Consider the following 18,811-nt stretch of genomic DNA (forward strand, 5'->3'; position numbering starts at 1 on the left):
GTCGTCGGCGCCGCCGACGCCACCACCGGCCAGGCGATCGTCGCCTTCGTCATCCTGCGCGGCAACGCCACCGACAGCCCCGAACTGGTCGAGGAGCTGCGCGCGCACGTCGGCCGCACCCTCGGCCCGATCGCCAAGCCGAAGCAGATCAAGGTCGTCGGCGAGCTGCCGAAGACCCGCTCCGGCAAGATCATGCGCCGCCTGCTGCGTGACATCGCCGAGGGCCGCGAGGTCGGTGACACCACCACGCTGGCCGACAGCTCGGTGATGAGCCTGATCCAGTCCCAGCTCCCCCCGGCGGGCAGCGAGGGCTGACACCCCGTCGAACGCCACGGTGCCCCGGGTGGTCGCGACCACCCGGGGCACCGCCGTCCGGCCCCGCCGGCACGCACCGGGCCCCGTGCGCGTCCGCGTGAACACCTCGCGAGCGCCCGGCTTCCGTGCCGCGGGGCGGGTCAGTCCACCGGCGCCCGGCGCTCGACGACCAGCGTCCGCAGGATGTCGTACGCGTTCTGGACGAAGCCCCGACTGCGCAGCGGCAGCGTGCCGGCCATCACCGCCAGCCCCACCTGCGCGCGCGGGCTGAACCCGACGAACGTGGTGAACCCCCGGGTGGCTCCGGCGTGGTAGACCACCTCGTCGCCGCCCTCCCGGTCCGCGCCACCACCCGTCCCGCCACCCACAGGGTCGCCCACCAGGTCGCCCGCCGATTCCGCGGCCAGTTCGACGGCCAATCGCTCAGCCACTTCCTCGGTCAACGCGGCAGCCGGTTCGACGTCCGGGCCGCCCGCCGGCCGACCCGGCTCCGGCGCCGCCGGGACCGAGCGGTGGTTCCAGCCCAGGCAGATCCGTGTCCCGCCGCGCCGCCGTCCCGCCCGCGGTCGCCGGACCTCGCCCAAGGCCGTCCGCAACGCCCCCGCGTCGGTCCGTTCGGGCAGCGGGACGGCGTCCAGCGCCAGATGCGCCTGCAGATAGCGGAGCATGTCGTCCGCCGTGGAACGCAGCGCGGCGGCGCCGGGCAGTGCGGGCAGGCGGAAGGACGGGACCCGCCGGCCGCGCCGGTACCCGGCGGCGTCCTCACGCCCGGGGCCGCAGGAGGTGTCCACCAGACCGAGCGGTCCGCAGACCCTGGCCTCCAGCAGGTCGTCGTAGCGCTGTCCGGCCGCGTTGGCGAGCAGCAGGCCGAGCAGTCCGCAGCCGAGGTTCGAGTAGCGCACCTGGGCGCCCGGAGTCCCGCGGACCGGGGTACGGGGCAGTGCCCTGAGCAGATGGGCCGGGCCGAACGTGGCGTACGGGCTGGTGAACCAGCGCGGGGCCATCGCCGGAAGGAGTCCGACCGGCAGCCGGGGCAACCCCGAGGTGTGGGTGGCCAGGTGGAGCAGGGTGATCGGCCGCTCGTGCGGGTAGCCGGGGACGGCGTGGGCGGGCAGATAGCGGTCGATCGGGTCGTCGTAGCGAACCTCGCCGCGGGCGACCATCTCGGCCAGCAGCAGTCCGGTGAAGGTCTTGGTGACGGACCCGAGCGCGAATCTGGTGTCGGCGCGAACGGGCCGCTCACTGGAACGGTCGGACTGACCGCGGCAGGCGACGATCCGTTCGTCGCCGCGGATCACCACGACGGCGGCGCCACCGCCCGGAGCGGCGGCCCGGAACAGCGGGCGGAGCAGGCGGTCGAGTTCGGGCCCGGGCTCCGTGGCCGGGACAGTGACAACAGGTCCGGCCGGGGATCCGACAACGGCACCGACACCGGCTCCGGCAGCTCCGGCAGCGAGTCCCCCTGCGGATTCGTGCGTCAAACCGTTCACCGGTCCGCGCTCCACGGGAGCGGCCGACCGAACGGCGGGGGCGATAAGAGGGGTGGTCTGGGCATCGTCATCTCTCCACAGCGGAGCGGGAAGTCGCGCCACTCGAACGGGTGGCACTGCGATCGACGATAAGGAGGCGTTCACCCGTCTGCATGCGGCCGACTCCATTCGAGTGCCACGCCCTCACGCAGAACGGGACACCGGGCCCCAGGTCCTGAAGTATGACAATACGGATGCCCCAATCCGGTTCCGGCTAGACTGTCAAAGACGCGACAAGATCTCTCCCGGGAAATCCGGGACATCGGTCGCGTCACAGGGCGCGCCGGGAAGTCTGGTCGGCACTGCACCACAGGTGCATCCGCACACCGTTCCCCCGCCCAAGGAGATCCGCGTGGCCGACCAGCAGCCCGCCAACGAGCCGACCCGGCGCCGCCAGTTCCTCGGCCGACTGCCCCTCCCCGAGCGGACCTACATAGCCGACGCCCTGCGCACCGAAACGGTCGGTGGTGTCCTGCTGCTGATCGCCGCCGTGATCGCCCTGATCTGGGCCAACGTCTGGCCGCACGCGTACGAGAGCGTCCTCGACTACACGATCGGGCCCTCCGGACCGCTCCACCTGGACCTCAGCCTGGACGCCTGGGCCAAGGACGGCCTACTGACGATCTTCTTCTTCGTGGCCGGCATCGAACTCAAGCGCGAATTCGTCGCGGGTGAGCTGCGCAGTCCCAGTGCCGCGATGCTGCCGGTGATAGCCGCGATCTGCGGCGTCGCCCTGCCCGCGATCGTCTTCACGATCGCCAACTCCGGCAGCGGTGGCCACCCGGGCGGCTGGGCGATCCCGACCGCGACCGACATCGCCTTCGCCCTCGGGGTGCTGGCCGTGGTCGGCAGCCACCTGCCGTCCGCGCTGCGGGCCTTCCTGCTCACCCTCGCCGTGGTCGACGACCTGATCGCGATCCTGATCATCGCGGTCTTCTACAGCTCGGGCATCAAGTTCTGGGCGCTCGGGCTGGCCTTCGCCGGCCTGGTGCTGTTCTGGTTCCTGCACCGGCGCGGGGTGCACGGCTGGTACCTGTTCGTACCGCTCGCCTTCGTGATCTGGGCGCTGATGCACGAGAGCGGCGTGCACGCCACGGTCGCGGGCGTCGCGATGGGCCTGATCCTGCGCTGCCACCGGGTGGGCGACGAGAAGTACTCCCCCGGCGAGCACATCGAGCACCTGGTCCGGCCGATCTCGGCCGGACTGGCCGTCCCGGTCTTCGCCCTGTTCGCGGCCGGGGTGACGATCTCCGGACCGGCCCTCGCCGACGTGTTCACCCAGGCCACCCCGCTCGGGATCGTCCTCGGTCTGCTGGTCGGCAAGACCGTCGGGATCTTCGGCGGCACCTGGTTGGCTGCCCGCTTCACCCGCGCCGAGCTGAATCCGCAGCTCAAGTGGGCCGACATGTTCGCGGTCTCGGTCCTCGCGGGCATCGGCTTCACCGTCTCCCTGCTGATCAGCGAACTGGCCTTCCCCGACGACGCGGACCTCGCCGACCTCTCCAAGGCCGCCGTTCTGGTGGGCTCGCTGCTCTGCGCACTGGTCGCCACCGTGCTGCTGAAGCTGCGCAACCGGCACTACCGCGCGCTGTGCGAGGAGGAGGACCGCGACCTCGACGGCGACGGCATCCCGGACGTCTACCAGCAGGACGATCCGGCCTGGCAGGCCCGGGTCGCGGAGGCGGCCCGCCGGTCGGCCGACGGCGACCGGGACGGAGCCCGCCCCGGTCCGGGCTCCGGTCCCGGTTCGGGCTCCGCTCCGAAATCCACTCCGGGATCAGCGCCGGGATCAGCGCCGGAGTCCGGTCCGGGCCGCTGACGGCGCGACCCTCCGGACGGGACACGTCCCTCCGGCGGGGCCCCGGAGTGGTGTGCGACTGACCGGTAGGGGCATGATTCTGAGCTGTCGACAGTCCACAGGCGCCGCCGGCCGCTCCGATCCCTCGAAGCGGTCACCGGAGACGGCTCCCGGAACGCCCCGGGGGCAGCACCGCACGGCGGCGTCATGCCGCACAGCCGCAGAGGAGAACCGCTGATGCCCGCAGGAGCCGCAGACCCGTCCAGCAACGGCCGGGCGCCCTACGAGGGCGAGCGTTCGGTGGGGCAGCTGTTCGCGGCGGCCACCGCGGACCTGTCCGCCCTGGTCCACGACGAGATCGCGCTGGCGAAGTCGGAGCTCCGCGCGGACGTCAAGCGTGGCGTCTCCGGCGGCGTCTCGCTGGCGGTCGCCGGCGTGGTGGCCCTGGCCGCGGTACCGATGCTGAGCGCCGCGGCCGCGTACGGGATCCACGCGCTGGGCCTCTCGCTCGGCTGGTCCTTCCTGATCGTGGCCGGCGCGTACCTGCTGCTGGCAGTGCTGCTCGGGCTGCTGGCGCTGCGTTCGTTCAAGCGGATCGAGAAGCCGCACCGCACCATCGAGGGCGCCCAGAAGACCGCCGACGTGCTCAAGAACGCCCGGCCCCGCCCGGCCACCCAGGAGGAGATCGACCGGGCCCTCGGCCGCATCCCGTAACCGGAGCCACCGGACCCGCCGGTCGCCCCGGCGCCCGGACCCGGCTCACGGACCCCGACGTCCGTGAGCCCGCGCCCACGCCCCGCGCCGACGCACCGCGCCCACGCACCGGCGGCCCCGCCGCGACGGCCGGGGCGTCCGGTCCGGTCCTGCACGCTCCGAGAGCGAGTGCCGCACGCGTACCCGGCGCGCCGATGTGACACGCTCTCGGTATGCCGCTCGACCATAAGCCCGTGCCCGCGCAGCCGTCCGCCAGCTCCGGCCCCGACCGCACGGTCGGTCAGGAGACCGTCGACCACGGTCAGGACGCCGTCGAGGAGACCGCCGGCACTCCGGCGACCGGCGGGGCCGACGCCACCGCGGCGGCCGTGCCCGCGGCGCCCTGGGACATCCGGCAGGCGGGCCCGTGGACCCACCGCGACCTCGCCGCCAACGGCGCCCGGTTCCACATCGCCGAACTGGGCGAGGGCCCGTTGGTCCTCCTCGTGCACGGGTGGCCCGAGTACTGGTGGGCCTGGCGCCACCAGCTGACCGCGCTCGCCGAGGCCGGCTACCGGGCCGTCGCGCTCGACCTGCGGGGCATCGGCGGCAGCGACCGCACTCCCCGCGGCTACGACCCGGGCAACCTCGCGCTGGACATCACCGGGGTGATCCGCTCGCTCGGCGAGCGGCGGGCGCACCTGGTGGGCCACGCCTCCGGTGGCACGCTCTCCTGGGTGGCGGCGGTGATGCGGCCCTCGGTGATCCAGAGCCTCACCGTCGTCTCCGCCGCGCACCCCCGGGACCTGCGCCGAGCGTTGCTGACGGACCGCCGCCAGATCGCCGCCTTCGACCACGTGCTGGGCTTCCAGCGGCCGTGGATACCGGAACGCCGCCTGGTGGCCGAGGACGCCGCGCTGGTCGGACGCTACCTGGACGCCTGGACGGGCCCCAACCAGCTGGACCGGACGGCGGTGGCCGCGTACCGGCAGGCGATCCAGATCCCCAGCACCGCGCACTGCTCGATCGAGCCGTACCGCTGGCTGCTGCGCTCGATGGCCCGGCCGGACGGCATCCAGTTCGCCCGTCGGATGAAGAAGCCGATCACCGCGCCCACCCTGCACGTCCAGGGCGCCGCGGACCCGGTCCTGCTGTCGCACACCGCGCTGGGCGGCGGCGAGTACGTGGCGGCGCCGTACCGCTGGCGGTTGCTGCCCGGAATCGGGCACTTCCCGCACGAGGAGGCGCCGGAGCAGTTCACCGCCGAACTGCTGGACTGGATCGGCCACCACAAGGACTGAGCACCTCCGCTTCCGAGGGCGGAAGCGGAACTCAACTCCCTTGATGTTGCGCTCATATGACAAACGCATAGGCCAAGTTGACGACCCCTGGGCGGTTACTCCGGCCGGCCCAGGGGCATCCATTGCGGTATGACCTGGATGCCCGATCACGGCAACGCTCCGCGCGGCCGACGCCACAACAGCTCGCAGAGGTCCGGCCACCGCCCCGACTGGGCGGACGACCTGGGCCACGACGGCACGGACCACCGCCGGAGCACGGCGCAGCGGCAGCTCGGCATCCCGCGCATCCTCGGCCGGCGCGCCCGCTGGGTGGGGGCGCGACTTCGGCGCGAGAGCTGAGGCCCGCGCCGCGAAGCCCGACGCGACCGTCGGTGAGCCGGGCGCGACCGTCGGAAGGCCGGGCAGGGCCACGGGATCAACGGGCCCGGCCCGGCAGGACCCGGATCAACGGCCCCGGGTCAAGAGGTCCAGCGGGCCCGGATCAGTTCACCACCGTGGGTGCCAGCGCGGTGAACCAGAGCAGCACGAAGGTCGCCACCGTCATGATCGGCACCAGCACCTTGGTCTCGACGCTGTTGCCGCTGCGCTTGATCAGCACCACCTCGTAGCGCTCCTTGTGCGGCCAGAGCAGCGGCGCGCCCTTCTTCGTCAGGCAGTCGCCCAGCAGGTGCGCCAGGGTGCCCAGCGCCACCGCGTACGGCAGCCAGCCGGGAGCGTTCGGCATCCAGGTGTTCATCCCGGCGGTGCCCAGCCCGGCGAGGCCGATGATGGTGATCCACATCGTCGGGCCGTCGCCCGGCGGGTGCAGTCGCAGGGCGCGGATCGCGAGCGCCAGGAGGAAGAACGTCATTCCGAGGGTGAAGTTCCGGCCCAGGAAGGTGACGCCGGCCCAGGTGCCGCCGCCCATCAGCGCGACGAACAGCAGCGAGTGGGTGGCGTGCCGGTGCCCCCCGGAGATCCAGGCCACGAAGCGGCAGAGCACCCGGGAGACCGGGCCGAGGAAGTTGGCGATCGTCCCGTCGTGGTGGTCGAGGTCCGGCAGCAGGGCGGCGCCGGCGCACAGCACCGTGCCCATCAGGATGTCCGCCGGCTGCAGGGTGGTGTCGAGCAGCAGCGGCGGCAGGAACGGCGCCGAGGCCGCGTACAGCATCGCCCCACTGACCGCGTGCGAGTGACCCATCATCGGACGCCGCCGACCTCCGCTCGGCCCACGCCGGGACGGCGCCGGTTGAGCCGAACGGGTGAGCGCGGCCGACGCTACCAGCCGGGGTCACCGGCGCGGGGGAGATCGGCCGCACCGGTGACGGGCGGCCGCGTCAGAGCGCGCAGCCCTGGGTGTCCACCCGGGTCGTCGCGGTACTGCCCTTCTCGGCGTCCTCGCGCACCTCGGCTGCGGTCAGCACGTACCCGGTGTCCGCGCTGTCCAAGGACTTGGCGAAGACCACTCCGAAGACCTGGCCGTCCGGGGTGAGCAGCGGGCCGCCGCTGTTGCCCTGGCGGACCAGCGAGCGCACCGAGTAGACGTCCCGGACGACCTGGCCGCGATGGTAGATGTCCGGACCGTTGGCCTGGATCCGGCCGCGGATACGGGCCGGCTGGACGTTGAACGCGCCGTTCTCCGGGAAGCCGGCCACGATCGCGTTGTCGTTGGTCTTCGCCTCGCCGGCGAAGGAGAGCGGGGGGGCGTTCAGCTTGGGCACGTCCAGGATCGCGATGTCGCGCTGCCAGTCGTAACTGACCACGGTCGCGTCGTAGAGCGGGCCGACACCGCCGACCTGCACGGTGGGCTCGTCGACGCCACCGACCACGTGGGCGTTGGTCATCACCCGGTGCGGCGCGAAGACGAAACCGCTGCCCTCCAGGGTCTTGCTGCAGGAGGTCGCGGTGCCGACCACCTTGACCAGGCTCTGCTTGGCCTTGGCCACGGCCGGGCTGGCCGCCAGCGCCGGGTCAGGGGTGTCGACCTGGGTGATCGGCTCGTGCTCGAAGGGGTTGAACACCTGCGGGAAGCCGTTGCGGGCGAGCACCTTGGAGAAGTCGGAGAACCAGTTCGGCGCGTCGGAGGGCAGCGCGTCCTGAACGCCGCCCAGGATCGCCGAGGTGCGGACCTGCTTGGAGACGGTGGGCAGGGACGTCCCGGCGAGCGCCGAACCGATCAGCCAGGCGACCAGCAGCATCGAGATCACGTTGACCACCGCACCGCCGGCGGCGTCCAGCGCCTTGGCCGGGCGCCGGTCGATGTGCCCGCGCAGCTTCCAGCCGAAGTGGGTGGTGACCGCCTGGCCGATCGCCGCCAGCACGATGACCACCACGACGGCCACCACCGAGGCGGTGGTGCCGGGGCTGAGGTGGTCGAGCAGCAGGGGCAGCAGCTGGACGGCGAGCAGGCCGCCGCCGAGAAAGCCGAGGACCGACATCACGCCGACCACGAAGCCCTGCCGGTAGCCCGACACGGCGAATCCCACGGCGGCGGCGATCAGCAGCAGATCCAGGACATTCACTCCGACACCCTCCCATGACGGGCGGCGGGGCCCCACAGGCGGGCGTTCACGAGGTCCTGGCGTCGCCGCCCAGCAGCGCCCGGGAGCGGTCGCGGTCGCCCTGGACCAGTTCCAGCGCCTCGTCGGAGAGGTCGACGATCCGGGCCGGGTCCCAGGGCAGTTCCAGGCCGCTGTGGTGCAGCACCCGGTCGATCACCCCGGCGGTGAAGCCCCAGACCAGCCGGCCGCCGACGGCGAAGGCCGGCCCGAGGTGGCCGGAGGGATGACGCAGCCGGGCCCGGTTGGCCGGGTCGGTCAGCTCGGCGATGGGTACCCGGAACACCGCGCCGGTCTCGCCCGCGTCGACCGCACGGACCGGTGACTCCTCGCGCCACCAGCCGAGCACCGGGGTCACCACGAAGCGGCTGACCGGGATGTAGAGGGCGGGCAGGGCCGCGAAGACCTGCACCCCGGACGGGTCCAGTCCGGTCTCCTCCCACGCCTCGCGCAGCGCCGCCGTGATCGGACCGGGCCCGTCGGGGTCGCCGTCCTCCGGGTCCAGCGCGCCCCCGGGGAAGGACGGCTGGCCGGCGTGCGAGCGCAGGGAGCGGGCCCGTTCGATCAGCAGCAGATCCGGGCCGGAGGCGCCCTCGCCGAAGAGCATCAGGACGGCCGAGGCGCGACCGCCCTCGGCGGGCGGCAGGAAGCGACTCAGTTGCTCGGGCAGCACCCGCTCGGCGGCGTCGCGGACCGGGTCCAGCCAGGCCGGCAGGCCGTCGCGCCGGATCCGCCCGTCCGGGGCCGGCTGCCGCCCGGGCTCCCGACCGTGATCGTGCGCCGTCACTCGGCCACCGCCAGGTCCGCGACCTCGCCCCGGTGGGCCACGGCGTCGGCGCGGGCCGCCGCCTCGCCCGGGAAGTCGGCGGGCGGGCGCAGCCGCTGACCGGGGTGACCGCCCATCTCGTACTTGAGCAGCTTCTTCGCCTTCTCCGGGTCCGTCTCGCCCTCCCCGTAGGAGGGGCAGAGCGGCGCGATCGGGCAGGCCCCGCAGGCCGGCTTCTGGGAGTGGCAGATCCGCCGGCCGTGGAAGACCACCCGGTGCGAGAGCATCGTCCACTCCGACTTCGGGAAGATCTCCGCGACGACCGCCTCGACCTTGACCGGGTCGTCCTCGGCCGTCCACCCGAACCGCCGGGCCAACCGCCCGAAGTGGGTGTCCACGGTGATCCCGGGCACCCCGAACACATTGCCGAGGACCACGTTCGCGGTCTTGCGCCCGACGCCGGGGAGGGTGACCAGGTCGGCCAGCCGGCCCGGGACCTCGCCGCCGAACTCGTCCCGCAGCGCGATCGAGAGCCCGATCAGCGACTTCGCCTTGTTCCGGAAGAAGCCGGTCGGCCGGATGATCTCCTCCAACTCCTCCGGCACCGCCGCCGCCATGTCCTCCGGCGTCGGGTACTTCGCGAACAGCGCCGGCGTCGTCTGGTTCACCCGCAGGTCCGTCGTCTGCGCCGACAGCACGGTGGCCACCAGCAGCTCGAACGGGTTGTCGAAGTCCAGCTCGGGATGCGCGTACGGGTACAGCTCCGCCAGCTCCCGGTTGATCCTCCGGGCCCGGCGCACCATCGCCAGGTGGGACTCCGGCTTCCTCGGCTTCACCGCCGGCTTGGCGGTCACCTTCGTGGTCACCTTCGCCGCCGGCTTCACCGCCGGCTTGGCCGCGGCTTTCCGGACCTTGCTCTCTGCCATGCACGAAGGCTACGCCGAACAGCCCTGGCCTCGTGGGCGATCAGTGATCGGCGATCGGTGCGGGACGGCCGGAGGTTCGGGCGGGCCGGAGCACGGAGCCGGGCGGCCGCCCGGGGCCGCGATGCGGGATCCCGCCCGCCCACTCCTCCGTGCGGGGGCGTACAGGCCAGGCCTTGGAGTCCGAACGGTCGGACTCTATCGGGGCGGCGCTGGCTACACTGACCCGGTGAGTCCGAGAAGATCCGTCGCCGAAGCCCGCCGGACCCGCGGCTCGATCCTGCGCCGGGGACTGGACCTCGCCTCGGTCGAGGGCCTGGAGGGCCTGACCATCGGCCGGCTCGCCACCGACCTGTCGATGAGCAAATCCGGCGTCCTCGGCCACTTCGGCACCAAGGAGACCCTGCAGCTCGCCGTGGTCGACGAGGCGGTCGCCCTCTTCGTCCGCGAGGTGGTGCTGCGCGCGGCGGCCGTCGGCGCGGAGCCCGGACTGCCCCGTCTGCTCGTCCAGTGCGAGGCCTGGGTGTCCTACCTGGAACGTGATCTGCTGCCCGGCGGGTGTTTCTTCGCCGCCGTGACCTCCGAGTTCGACGACCGGGCGGACGGGCCGGTCCGGTCGGCGGTGGCCGCCAAGAACGCCGTCTGGCAACGCGAGCTGCGGCACCAGGCCGAGCTGGCGATCTCCGCCGGACAGCTGCCGGCGGACCCGGAGGCCGGCCAGGTGGTCTTCGAACTGACCGGGCAGATCCTGGCGCTCAACCACGCCCGGCGGCTCTACCGGGACGCGGCCGCGCCCGCCCGCACCCGGCGGGCGATGCGACGCCTGCTCGGGCTGCCCGCCGCACTCGACGGACCGCCCGAGCTGGCCGCACTGCCGGAGCCGGGCGACCACTGACGCCGCCCGGCCCCGACCACCGGCACCTCCCCTGCGCGTGCCGGTGAGCTCGTGCCGGTCAGCGCCGGTACAGCGCGTCCAGCTCCCCGAAACCCAGCGTGCCGTCCAGCTCCGTCAGGGTGCCCGCGCCGAGCAGTTCGGCGGCGGCCCGCTGGGCGGCCGTGTACGCGGCCTGGGCCAGCCCGGTGCCGACGCTGATCCGGCGCACCCCGACGGCGGCGAGCTCGGCGACCGTCGGCCCGCCCGGCCCCGCCATCGCGTTCACCGGCAGCGGGGACGCGGCACAGAGCCGGGCCAGCAGGTCGAGATCCAGCAGGCCGGGAACGAAGAGGCCGTCCGCACCGGCCTCCGCGTACGCCGTGGCACGGGCCAGCACGTCGTCGAGCCGGCCGGCGCTGGGGCCGATCCCGAACAGGAAGACGTCCGTGCGGGCGTTGACCACCAGCTCCGGCAGGCCCGCCCCGGCAGCCGCCTCCCGGGCGGCGCGCAGCCGTGCGGCCTGCTCGGCCCGTGACAGCAGCGGGCCGCCGACCGCCGTCGAGTCCTCCAGGTTGACGCCGGCCGCGCCGGCGCCGATCAGCGCCCGAACGGTGTCGGCGACATCGGCGGGCTTCGGGCCGTAGCCGCCCTCGGCGTCCACGGTGACCGGCAGGTCGACGGTGGCGGTGATCCGGCGGGCGGCCTCGACCATGTCGGTCCGGCCGAGCCGCTGGCCGTCACCGCGGCCGAGCGACCAGGAGACCCCGCCGCTGGTGGTGGCGATCGCCGCCGCTCCGACGGAGGCGATCACCGCGGCGCTGCCCGCGTCCCAGGCGTTCGGCAGGACGAGCACCCCGTCGGCCACGAGTGCCCGCAGGCGCAGCGCCCGGTCGCGGAGCCCGGGGGTGGTGGTGCCGGTGGACAGGGAGGCGGACATACGGGGTCACCGTCTTTCGAGCCGTTGGATCGTCAGGACGGAATCCTGTGGCACCGGCCTCGGCCACTCCATTGATTAAGCTGCGACCGAATCCTGGCGGGGCCGTGCCGCGTCCGCCCCGGACACCCGCCCCGGACTCCGCCCGCGGCGCACCCGGCGGGGCTGACCCGCGAACACCGCGCCGGGCCCACGACACCGCCCCGCGCGCCGCCGCCCCCGCTCCGGGCGCCGCCCCGCACACCCGCGCACGCGCCTCGCCGACCGATCCGGCGGTACGAATGGCCCCGCGCAGCACACCTCGGCGCACCCCCTCCTCATATGATCGGAGCGACATGCGCCATGCTTGGTGATGCAGAGCACTGTACGAAACTTGCGCCGACCGGCTTGATCGCCGGACGGCCGAGAAGGAGGAAGCACGTGGACGACGTTCTGCGGCGCGCCGCACTCTTCGCGGCACTCGACGACGAACAGGCCGGCGAGCTGCGCGCTTCCATGACCGAGGTCACCCTCGCCCGCGGTGAGTCGCTGTTCCACGAGGGCGACCCGGGCGACCGGCTGTACGTCGTCGCCGAGGGCAAGGTCAAGCTGCACCGCGCCTCGCCGGACGGCCGCGAGAACATGCTCGCCGTCCTCGGCCCCAGCGAGATGATCGGCGAGCTGTCGCTGTTCGACCCGGGCCCGCGCACCGCCACCGCGAGCGCGCTGACCGAGGTCAAGCTGCTGGGCCTCGGCCACGGTGACCTCCAGCCCTGGCTGCACGCCCGCCCCGAGGTCTCGATCGCCCTGCTGCGCGCCATCGCCCGCCGACTGCGCCGCACCAACGACGTGATGTCCGACCTGGTCTTCTCCGACGTGCCCGGGCGCGTCGCCAAGGCCCTGCTGGACCTCTCGCGCCGCTTCGGCGTGCAGTCCGAGGAGGGCATCCACGTCGCCCACGACCTCACCCAGGAGGAGCTGGCCCAGCTGGTCGGCGCCTCCCGCGAGACGGTCAACAAGGCGCTCGCCGACTTCGCCGGCCGCGGCTGGCTGAAGCTGGAGGCCCGTGCCGTGGTCCTGATGGACGTCGAGCGGCTCTCCCGCCGCTCGCGCTGACCCGGCCGGGAGCGCTCGCGCCGCCCGCTGACGACGAGGGCCTGTACACCGATCGGTGTACAGGCCCTCGCGCCGTTCCGGAGCGGCCGTGCCCGCTCAGATCAGTCCGTGGTCCTCCAGGTACCGGAGCTGGGCCCGGACCGACAGCTCGGCGGCCGGCCAGAGCGCGCGGTCCACGTCGGCGTAGACCCGGGCCACCACCTCGGCCGCCGTCCGGCAACCGGCCTCGACCGCCGTCTCCACCTGGGCGAGCCGCCCGGCCCGGTGCGCGAGGTAGTAGTCGACGGCGCCGAGCGCGTCCGCGAGCACCGGCCCGTGGCCGGGCAGCACCGTGCGCACCCCGTGCTCGGAGGCCATCGTGTGCAGGTGGCGCAGTGAGTCCAGGTAGTCGCCGAGCGTGCCGTCGGGGTGGGCCACCATCGTGGTGCCGCGGCCGAGCACGGTGTCGCCGGTGAGGATCGCTCCGTCCGCCGGCAGGTGGAAGGTCAGGGAGTCCGAGGTGTGCCCGGGGGTGGCTATCACCCGCAGGTCGAGTCCGCCCACCTCCAGCCGCTGCCCGTGCGTCAGGCCCTCGGCGCCGAGCCGGTACGCCGGGTCCAGGGCGCGGACCTCGGTACCGGTCAGCTCGGCGAACCGCGCGGCGCCCTCGGAATGATCGGCGTGACCGTGGGTGAGCAGGGTGAGCGCGACGCGCTTGCCCTGCTGCTCGGCGGTGTCGATCACCAGGCGCAGGTGCCCCTCGTGCAGCGGGCCCGGGTCGACGACCACCGCGAGGTCCGAGCCGGGCTCGGAGAGCAGCCAGGTGTTGGTGCCGTCCAGCGTCATCGGCGACGGGTTCGGCGCCAGCACGCACAGTGCCCTGGGGGTGGCCTCGCCGCCGATGCCGGCGGCGGGGTCACCGGGGAGGATTCCGCTCACTGGCCGCTCCCACCGAGTCGGCCGCCCTCGCAGGAACGGCCGAGCACGCGCGCGGGCAGCGTCCGGACGAGGGGGCGCAGGCCCGGCAGCGCGTCGGCGACCGCGGCCGCACAGGCGAGCGGGCGGGGGGTCAGGTCGCGGGCGGGCATCTCGCGCGCCGTCCGGCGAGCCACGTCGTTGTGGATCATCGGGCGTCGATCCTTCCTCGGGTCGGTGTTCGGGTCATCGGTCGGCCTCGGCCCCGGTGGTGGGTCCTCGGCCTCAGTGGCCTTCGGGAAAGTGTCCATCGATGGTCAGTTCTTCATACCCCGACCATCGAACCGTCATTCGATCACCCCTGACCTCGGCCGTGCCGAGGATCGGGTGCAGTGAACGGCCCGCCGCCGCGTCCAGCGCCTGCTCGGCGCCGCGCACCGGCAGCAGCTCGCGCAACACGGTCACGGTGGGCGGCAGCATCCCGAACCGGCCCTCCTCGTGACCCCGGACCGCCTCGGCCGGGGAGAGCCAGGCGACCCGGTCGGCCTCGCCGACCTCCAGCGCGGCGCGCTGGCCCGGCGGCAGGGCCGCGACGAAGAACCAGGTGTCGTACCGGCGCTCCTCGAACGCCGGGGTCACCCAGCGGGCCCAGCCGGCCAGCAGATCACTGCGGAGCAGCAGGCCGTGGGCGCGGAGGAAGTCGGCGAAGGAGAGTTCGTGGGCCTCCAGGGCGGCGCGCTCCGCGCTCCAGTCCCGGGGCTCGGCGGTACTCGTGGCGTCCGGGCCGGCCAGCAGGACGCCGGCCTCCTCGAAGGTCTCGCGGACGGCGGCGCAGACCACCGCCTGCGCGGTGCGGGCGTCCACCCCGAGCCGCTCGGCCCACTCCTGCGGGCCGGGACCGGCCCAGCCGAGCTCGGCCTCGGCGTCGCGCGGGTCCACCCCGCCCCCCGGATAGGCGTACATGCCCGCGGCGAACGCCATCGAGCTGCGCCGGCGCAGCAGATAGGCCTCCGGCCCGGTCGCCGTGTCCCTCAGCAGCACCACGGTGGCGGAGGGCCGGGGCACCGGCGGGGTCAGCTCGCCGGACTCGACCGCCCTGATCCGGGCAGGCCAGCCGGGCGGCATCGGGAGCGTCGTTGCTCGCTGGTCCATGCCCGGATGCTAAGCGCACGAGGGCGGGGTTGGACAGAGCCGACCCCGCCCTCGTGATCGGGCTCAGACCTTGACCCGCACCTGGAGTTCCACCTCGACCGGGGCGTCCAGCGGCAGGACCGTCACGCCGACCGCGCTGCGGGCGTGCACGCCGGCCTCGCCCAGCACCTGGCCCAGCAGCTCGCTGGTGCCGTTGATGACACCGGGCTGGCCGGTGAAGTCGGGGGCGGAGGCGACGAAGCCGACCACCTTCACGACCCGCTCGATCAGGTCCAGGTCGCCGATCACCGACTTCACCGCGGCCAGCGCGTTGAGCGCGCAGATCTGCGCGAGCTCCTTGGCCTCCTCCGGGGTGACCTCGGCGCCGACCTTGCCGGTGCTCGGCAGCTTGCCGCCCACCATCGGCAGCTGGCCCGAGGTGAAGACGAACTCGCCCGAGCGCAGGGCCGGCACGTAGGCGGCGACCGGTGCGGCCACCGGCGGCAGGGTCAGACCGAGTTCGGCGAGCTTGTCCTCGACCTTGCTCATGCGTTCTTCTCCCGCTTGAAGTAGGCCACCAGCTGCTCCGGGTTCGGGCCGGGCACGACCTGGACGAGCTCCCAGCCGTCCTCGCCGAAGTTGTCCAGGATCTGCTTGGTGGCGTGCACCAGCAGGGGCGCCGTCATGTATTCCCACTTGGTCATGGCCAGACTCTAGACGAGCGGCAACGACGAGCGGTGCGGCCCGCTGGCCGGCGTGTGAGGTGGCCCACAATCCGGGCATGATTCAGGCCTGGCCCCCCGGATGCTCCCGGCATCCGGCGCGGTCCCTGGTTACCCTCGCGGGAGGGCACCTGCGCGGTGGCGGCCCTCGGAACGGCCCTCGGCCCTCGGAGACGGACGGAGACGGAGCGTGGCACGCACCCCCGGCCAGGCGGCCCGGCGTGATCCCGACTGGGAGGGCGTCCGGCTGCACGTGGTCAGCGGCAAGGGCGGTACCGGGAAGACCACCCTGGCCGCGGCACTGGCGCTGGCGCTCGCGGCCGAAGGACGGCGGACGCTGCTGATAGAGGTGGAGGGCCGCCAGGGCATCGCCGAACTGTTCGGGATCGCCGCACTGCCGTACGAGGAGCGCCGGATCGCGTCCGTCACGCGCGCCCAGCTGGGACTGCCGGGCCGGGGCGGCCACGGGGGCGGCAGCGGCGAGGTGTACGCGCTGGCCATCGACACCGAGCAGGCGCTGCTGGAGTACCTCGACATGTTCTACAAGCTCGGACGGGCCGGGAAGGCACTCCAGAAGGTCGGCTTCGTCGACTTCGCCACCACCGTAGCCCCCGGCGTCCGCGACGTGCTGCTCACCGGAAAGGCCTGCGAGGCCGCCCGGCGCAAGGGCCCCGACGGGCGGCGCACGTACGACGCGGTGGTGATGGACGCGCCGCCGACCGGCCGGCTCACCCGCTTCCTGAACGTGAACTCCGAGGTCGCCGGGCTGGCCCGGTTCGGGCCGATCCACACCCAGGCACAGGCCGTGATGCGGGTGCTGAGGTCGCCGGAGACCGCGGTGCACCTGGTCACCCTGCTGGAGGAGATGCCGGTGCAGGAGACGGTCGACGGCTTCGCCGATCTGCGCGAGGCCGCCCTCCCGGTGGGCGGGGTGATGGTGAACATGGTCCGGCCGCCGTTGCTGGACGCGGCGGCGGTGGCCGCGGTGGACGGGGACCACCGCGAGGAGGTCGCGCTGGCCCTCGGCGAAGCGGGCCTCGGCGGGCGCTCCCGCAAGGCCGAGACCGTCCGGGCGGCGGTGGACCCGCTGCTCGACCCGCTGCTGGAGCAGGCCCGGGAGCACGCCGAGCGGGTGGAGCTGGAGCGCGAGCAGCGCGCCGACCTGCAGCAGCTCAAGCTCCCCACCTACGAACTTCCGCTGCTGGGCGAGGGCGTGGACCTCGGCGGGCTGTACCGGCTGGCGGGCGAGCTGAAGCGTCAGGGGGCAGCGTGACCGGGAACGGTGGGCCGGGCGAGGGTGCCGGGCGGGACACGAGCGACCGGCGGACCGCGGCGGCCGGGAGCGGCGCGGGAGCGCGGCCCGGCGCGGACGGCAAGAACGACGCGGGCGGCGGGCACGGCGCCGGCGGCAAGCACGGCACGGGCGGCAGGCGCGCCGCGGGTGACGGCTCGGGCGTTGCCACCGCGCAGGGGAGTCACCTCGACGTGGACGGTCTGATCGACGACCCGAGGACCAGGATCATCGTCTGCTGCGGTTCGGGTGGGGTCGGCAAGACCACCACCGCCGCGGCGCTCGGGCTGCGGGCGGCCGAGCGCGGCCGCAAGGTCGTCGTGCTGACCATCGACCCGGCCCGCCGGCTGGCCCAGTCGATGGGCCTGACCGAGCTGGACAACACCCCCCGCGTCGTCAAGGGCGTCTCGGGCGAGGGCGAGCTCCAGGCCATGATGCTCGACATGAAGCGGACCTTCGACGAGGTCGTGCTGGCCCACGCCGAACCCGGACGGGCCCAGGCGATCATGGAGAACCCGTTCTACCAGTCCCTGTCGGCCGGCTTCGCGGGCACCCAGGAGTACATGGCGATGGAGAAGCTCGGCCAGCTCCGCGCGGCCGAGGAGTGGGACCTCATCGTCGTCGACACCCCGCCGTCCCGCTCCGCGCTGGACTTCCTGGACGCGCCGAACCGGCTCGGGTCCTTCCTCGACGGCAAGGTGATCCGGATACTGACCGCGCCGGCCAAGGTCGGCGGGCGCAGCGCGATGAAGTTCCTCAACGTCGGGATGGGCCTGCTCACCGGCACCCTCGGCAAGATCTTCGGCGCCCAGTTGCTGACCGACCTGCAGACCTTCGTCAGCGCGATGGACTCGATGTTCGGCGGCTTCCGCGAGCGCGCCGACCGGACGTACCAGCTGCTCAAGGCGCCGGGCACGGCGTTCCTGGTGGTGGCCGCGCCGGAACGGGACGCGCTGCGCGAGGCGGCCTACTTCGTCGACCGGCTCGCCGCCGACCGGATGCCGCTCGCTGGCCTGGTGCTGAACCGGGTGCACCGGACGGGCGCTCCGCAGCTCACCGCCGAACGCGCGCTGGCGGCGGCCGAGGCCCTGGAGGAGAACGGTTCGGAGCACACCTCGCCCGAGGCCGAACAGGTCGCGGCCGGGCTGCTGCGGCTGCACGCCGAGCGGATGCAGATCATGTCGCGCGAGCGCCGCACCCGCGACCGCTTCGTCTCGGTCTACCCGGACGTGCCGATCATCGAGGTGGCCGCGCTGCCCGGTGACGTCCACGACCTGGACGGGCTGCGCGCGATCGGCGAGCGGCTCAGCGGCACCGCGTAGCGGTCCCGGACCGGGTGGCACCCACACACCGCGTAGCGGCCCCGCACCGGTCCTCCACGACGCTGCTCCCCCGTAGCGTCGCTCCCGGACCGTTGCCGTACAGCTCGTGCACCGCCGTCGCGTGGCTCTCGTCCTCCGCCGCGTGACTCCGGCAGTCCCGCACCGCGGGCCGCTCAGCCCGCCTGGGCGTAGTCCGTCAGTATCACACCGGTCGCGAGGGACTCCTCGTACTCGGTGCGGGCCGTCTCCAGCAGCCGCCGCCAGGACATCACCGTCGGCCGCCGGCGCAGCAGCGCACGCCGCTCGCGCTCCGTCATCCCGCCCCAGACCCCGAACTCCACCCGGTTGTCCAGTGCGTCCGCCAGACACTCCGTCCGAACGGGGCACCCACTGCACACCGCCTTGGCGCGGTTCTGCGCCGCCCCCTGGACGAACAATTCGTCCGGATCACTAGTGCGGCAGGCGGCCTGCGCACTCCAGTCGTCTACCCAGCCCATGCCGGCGCCGTCCTCTCCCGAATCGAGGCTCCCCCACGGCGGCAACGGCATATTCACCGTTGCCAGTTGAGGACGTTACGGAAGAACGACAGCTTGCAACAGCCCCTTCGGGCTCAATCTCGAATGACCCGATTGGACTATGGGTATCGGTCAGCTCACTCGTTGGAGTGATCGCAGGTCGCAAGCCTT

20 protein-coding genes and 1 pseudogene are annotated in these 18,811 nt (G+C 73.4%); 9 read left to right on the forward strand and 12 right to left on the reverse strand.

What is annotated here, in order from left to right; all coding sequences use genetic code 11:
* Window positions 1-315 (forward strand): annotated as a pseudogene (locus ACFXHB_RS31605) (acetyl-coenzyme A synthetase); the annotation flags it as partial.
* Between the two features lie 140 nt (window positions 316-455).
* Here ACFXHB_RS31605 and ACFXHB_RS31610 read toward each other — a convergent pair.
* Window positions 456-1,820, reverse strand: coding sequence for a serine hydrolase domain-containing protein (locus ACFXHB_RS31610; protein WP_380578111.1), 1,365 nt, complete (start codon window positions 1,818-1,820; stop codon window positions 456-458).
* 376 nt (window positions 1,821-2,196) lie between these two features.
* Between ACFXHB_RS31610 and nhaA the strand changes: the two genes are divergently transcribed.
* From nhaA to ACFXHB_RS31630, 4 genes are all read left to right on the forward strand, one after another.
* Window positions 2,197-3,663, forward strand: a complete 1,467-nt coding sequence (gene nhaA / locus ACFXHB_RS31615) for a Na+/H+ antiporter NhaA (protein ID WP_380578112.1) — start codon at window positions 2,197-2,199, stop codon at window positions 3,661-3,663.
* A gap of 216 nt (window positions 3,664-3,879) precedes the next feature.
* Complete coding sequence (locus ACFXHB_RS31620; RefSeq protein WP_380578113.1) at window positions 3,880-4,356, forward strand: phage holin family protein; 477 nt, start codon at window positions 3,880-3,882, stop codon at window positions 4,354-4,356.
* A 212-nt stretch (window positions 4,357-4,568) separates the two neighbouring features.
* Complete coding sequence (locus ACFXHB_RS31625; protein ID WP_380578114.1) at window positions 4,569-5,636, forward strand: alpha/beta fold hydrolase; 1,068 nt, start codon at window positions 4,569-4,571, stop codon at window positions 5,634-5,636.
* Between the two features lie 129 nt (window positions 5,637-5,765).
* Window positions 5,766-5,975 carry a hypothetical protein gene (locus ACFXHB_RS31630; protein ID WP_380578115.1) on the forward strand — a complete coding sequence of 70 codons (210 nt, stop codon included), beginning with the start codon at window positions 5,766-5,768 and terminating at the stop codon, window positions 5,973-5,975.
* Between the two features lie 142 nt (window positions 5,976-6,117).
* Here ACFXHB_RS31630 and ACFXHB_RS31635 read toward each other — a convergent pair whose 3' ends face one another.
* The 4 genes from ACFXHB_RS31635 to nth form a co-directional block, all read right to left on the reverse strand.
* Window positions 6,118-6,819 (reverse strand): metal-dependent hydrolase, encoded by a 702-nt coding sequence (locus tag ACFXHB_RS31635; RefSeq protein WP_380578116.1) that lies wholly within the window; start codon window positions 6,817-6,819, stop codon window positions 6,118-6,120.
* 133 nt (window positions 6,820-6,952) lie between these two features.
* Complete coding sequence (locus ACFXHB_RS31640) at window positions 6,953-8,137, reverse strand: MarP family serine protease (RefSeq protein ID WP_380578117.1); 1,185 nt, start codon at window positions 8,135-8,137, stop codon at window positions 6,953-6,955.
* Window positions 8,138-8,183: 46 nt separating this feature from the next.
* Entirely contained in the window at window positions 8,184-8,960 is a 777-nt protein-coding gene (locus tag ACFXHB_RS31645; RefSeq protein ID WP_380578118.1) for an NUDIX hydrolase, read from the reverse strand.
* Window positions 8,957-9,865, reverse strand: coding sequence for an endonuclease III (gene nth, locus ACFXHB_RS31650; RefSeq protein ID WP_380578119.1), 909 nt, complete (start codon window positions 9,863-9,865; stop codon window positions 8,957-8,959). The genes ACFXHB_RS31645 and nth overlap by 4 nt, the downstream gene beginning before the upstream one ends.
* Window positions 9,866-10,091: 226 nt before the next feature.
* Between nth and ACFXHB_RS31655 the strand changes: the two genes are divergently transcribed.
* Window positions 10,092-10,757: a TetR/AcrR family transcriptional regulator gene (locus ACFXHB_RS31655; protein WP_380578120.1), complete on the forward strand. Its 666-nt coding sequence runs from the start codon at window positions 10,092-10,094 to the stop codon at window positions 10,755-10,757.
* Window positions 10,758-10,815: 58 nt separating this feature from the next.
* On the opposite strand, the gene ACFXHB_RS31660 is transcribed toward ACFXHB_RS31655, so the two are convergent.
* Window positions 10,816-11,673, reverse strand: a complete 858-nt coding sequence (locus ACFXHB_RS31660; protein WP_380578121.1) for an isocitrate lyase/phosphoenolpyruvate mutase family protein — start codon at window positions 11,671-11,673, stop codon at window positions 10,816-10,818.
* Between the two features lie 417 nt (window positions 11,674-12,090).
* Between ACFXHB_RS31660 and ACFXHB_RS31665 the strand changes: the two genes are divergently transcribed.
* Complete coding sequence (locus tag ACFXHB_RS31665; protein ID WP_030240972.1) at window positions 12,091-12,765, forward strand: Crp/Fnr family transcriptional regulator; 675 nt, start codon at window positions 12,091-12,093, stop codon at window positions 12,763-12,765.
* A gap of 96 nt (window positions 12,766-12,861) precedes the next feature.
* On the opposite strand, the gene ACFXHB_RS31670 is transcribed toward ACFXHB_RS31665, so the two are convergent.
* The 5 genes from ACFXHB_RS31670 to ACFXHB_RS31690 all read right to left on the reverse strand — a co-directional run bounded on the left by ACFXHB_RS31670 (window position 12,862) and on the right by ACFXHB_RS31690 (window position 15,494).
* Complete coding sequence (locus ACFXHB_RS31670; RefSeq protein WP_380578122.1) at window positions 12,862-13,683, reverse strand: MBL fold metallo-hydrolase; 822 nt, start codon at window positions 13,681-13,683, stop codon at window positions 12,862-12,864.
* On the reverse strand, window positions 13,680-13,871 hold the full coding sequence (locus ACFXHB_RS31675) for a hypothetical protein (RefSeq protein ID WP_380578123.1): 192 nt from the start codon (window positions 13,869-13,871) through the stop codon (window positions 13,680-13,682). Before ACFXHB_RS31675 ends, ACFXHB_RS31670 begins: the two co-directional genes overlap by 4 nt.
* Window positions 13,872-13,944: 73 nt before the next feature.
* Window positions 13,945-14,811: an NUDIX hydrolase gene (locus tag ACFXHB_RS31680; RefSeq protein ID WP_380578124.1), complete on the reverse strand. Its 867-nt coding sequence runs from the start codon at window positions 14,809-14,811 to the stop codon at window positions 13,945-13,947.
* Window positions 14,812-14,874: 63 nt separating this feature from the next.
* A complete protein-coding gene (locus tag ACFXHB_RS31685; protein WP_380578125.1) occupies window positions 14,875-15,339 on the reverse strand; it encodes a RidA family protein in 465 nt (154 codons plus the stop codon).
* Window positions 15,336-15,494, reverse strand: a complete 159-nt coding sequence (locus tag ACFXHB_RS31690) for a DUF4177 domain-containing protein (protein ID WP_094743074.1) — start codon at window positions 15,492-15,494, stop codon at window positions 15,336-15,338. The genes ACFXHB_RS31685 and ACFXHB_RS31690 overlap by 4 nt, the downstream gene beginning before the upstream one ends.
* 208 nt (window positions 15,495-15,702) lie before the next feature.
* Between ACFXHB_RS31690 and ACFXHB_RS31695 the strand changes: the two genes are divergently transcribed.
* The gene (locus ACFXHB_RS31695) at window positions 15,703-16,785 is read left to right on the forward strand and encodes an ArsA-related P-loop ATPase (RefSeq protein WP_380578126.1); all 1,083 of its coding nucleotides are present in this window, start codon (window positions 15,703-15,705) and stop codon (window positions 16,783-16,785) included.
* 212 nt (window positions 16,786-16,997) lie between these two features.
* Window positions 16,998-18,125 (forward strand): ArsA family ATPase, encoded by a 1,128-nt coding sequence (locus tag ACFXHB_RS31700; RefSeq protein ID WP_380578154.1) that lies wholly within the window; start codon window positions 16,998-17,000, stop codon window positions 18,123-18,125.
* 173 nt (window positions 18,126-18,298) lie between these two features.
* Here the strand turns inward: ACFXHB_RS31700 and ACFXHB_RS31705 are convergent, their stop codons facing one another.
* Complete coding sequence (locus ACFXHB_RS31705) at window positions 18,299-18,622, reverse strand: WhiB family transcriptional regulator (RefSeq protein WP_033333275.1); 324 nt, start codon at window positions 18,620-18,622, stop codon at window positions 18,299-18,301.
* Window positions 18,623-18,811: the final 189 nt, after the last annotated feature.

Origin of the sequence: Kitasatospora sp. NPDC059327, assembly GCF_042752535.1 — a bacterium.
Classification (GTDB): domain Bacteria; phylum Actinomycetota; class Actinomycetes; order Streptomycetales; family Streptomycetaceae; genus Kitasatospora.

What these genes read in the sequence shown, in the direction of transcription:
- ACFXHB_RS31690 (WP_094743074.1), bottom strand. Translation starts at nt 15,494, where the DNA reads ATGACCAAGTGGGAATACATGACGGCGCCCCTGCTGGTGCACGCCACC.
- ACFXHB_RS31625 (WP_380578114.1), top strand. Translation starts at nt 4,569, where the DNA reads ATGCCGCTCGACCATAAGCCCGTGCCCGCGCAGCCGTCCGCCAGCTCC.
- ACFXHB_RS31705 (WP_033333275.1), bottom strand. Translation starts at nt 18,622, where the DNA reads ATGGGCTGGGTAGACGACTGGAGTGCGCAGGCCGCCTGCCGCACTAGT.
- ACFXHB_RS31675 (WP_380578123.1), bottom strand. Translation starts at nt 13,871, where the DNA reads ATGATCCACAACGACGTGGCTCGCCGGACGGCGCGCGAGATGCCCGCC.
- ACFXHB_RS31620 (WP_380578113.1), top strand. Translation starts at nt 3,880, where the DNA reads ATGCCCGCAGGAGCCGCAGACCCGTCCAGCAACGGCCGGGCGCCCTAC.
- ACFXHB_RS31635 (WP_380578116.1), bottom strand. Translation starts at nt 6,819, where the DNA reads ATGATGGGTCACTCGCACGCGGTCAGTGGGGCGATGCTGTACGCGGCC.
- ACFXHB_RS31680 (WP_380578124.1), bottom strand. Translation starts at nt 14,811, where the DNA reads ATGGACCAGCGAGCAACGACGCTCCCGATGCCGCCCGGCTGGCCTGCC.
- ACFXHB_RS31685 (WP_380578125.1), bottom strand. Translation starts at nt 15,339, where the DNA reads ATGAGCAAGGTCGAGGACAAGCTCGCCGAACTCGGTCTGACCCTGCCG.
- ACFXHB_RS31630 (WP_380578115.1), top strand. Translation starts at nt 5,766, where the DNA reads ATGACCTGGATGCCCGATCACGGCAACGCTCCGCGCGGCCGACGCCAC.
- ACFXHB_RS31660 (WP_380578121.1), bottom strand. Translation starts at nt 11,673, where the DNA reads ATGTCCGCCTCCCTGTCCACCGGCACCACCACCCCCGGGCTCCGCGAC.
- nth (WP_380578119.1), bottom strand. Translation starts at nt 9,865, where the DNA reads ATGGCAGAGAGCAAGGTCCGGAAAGCCGCGGCCAAGCCGGCGGTGAAG.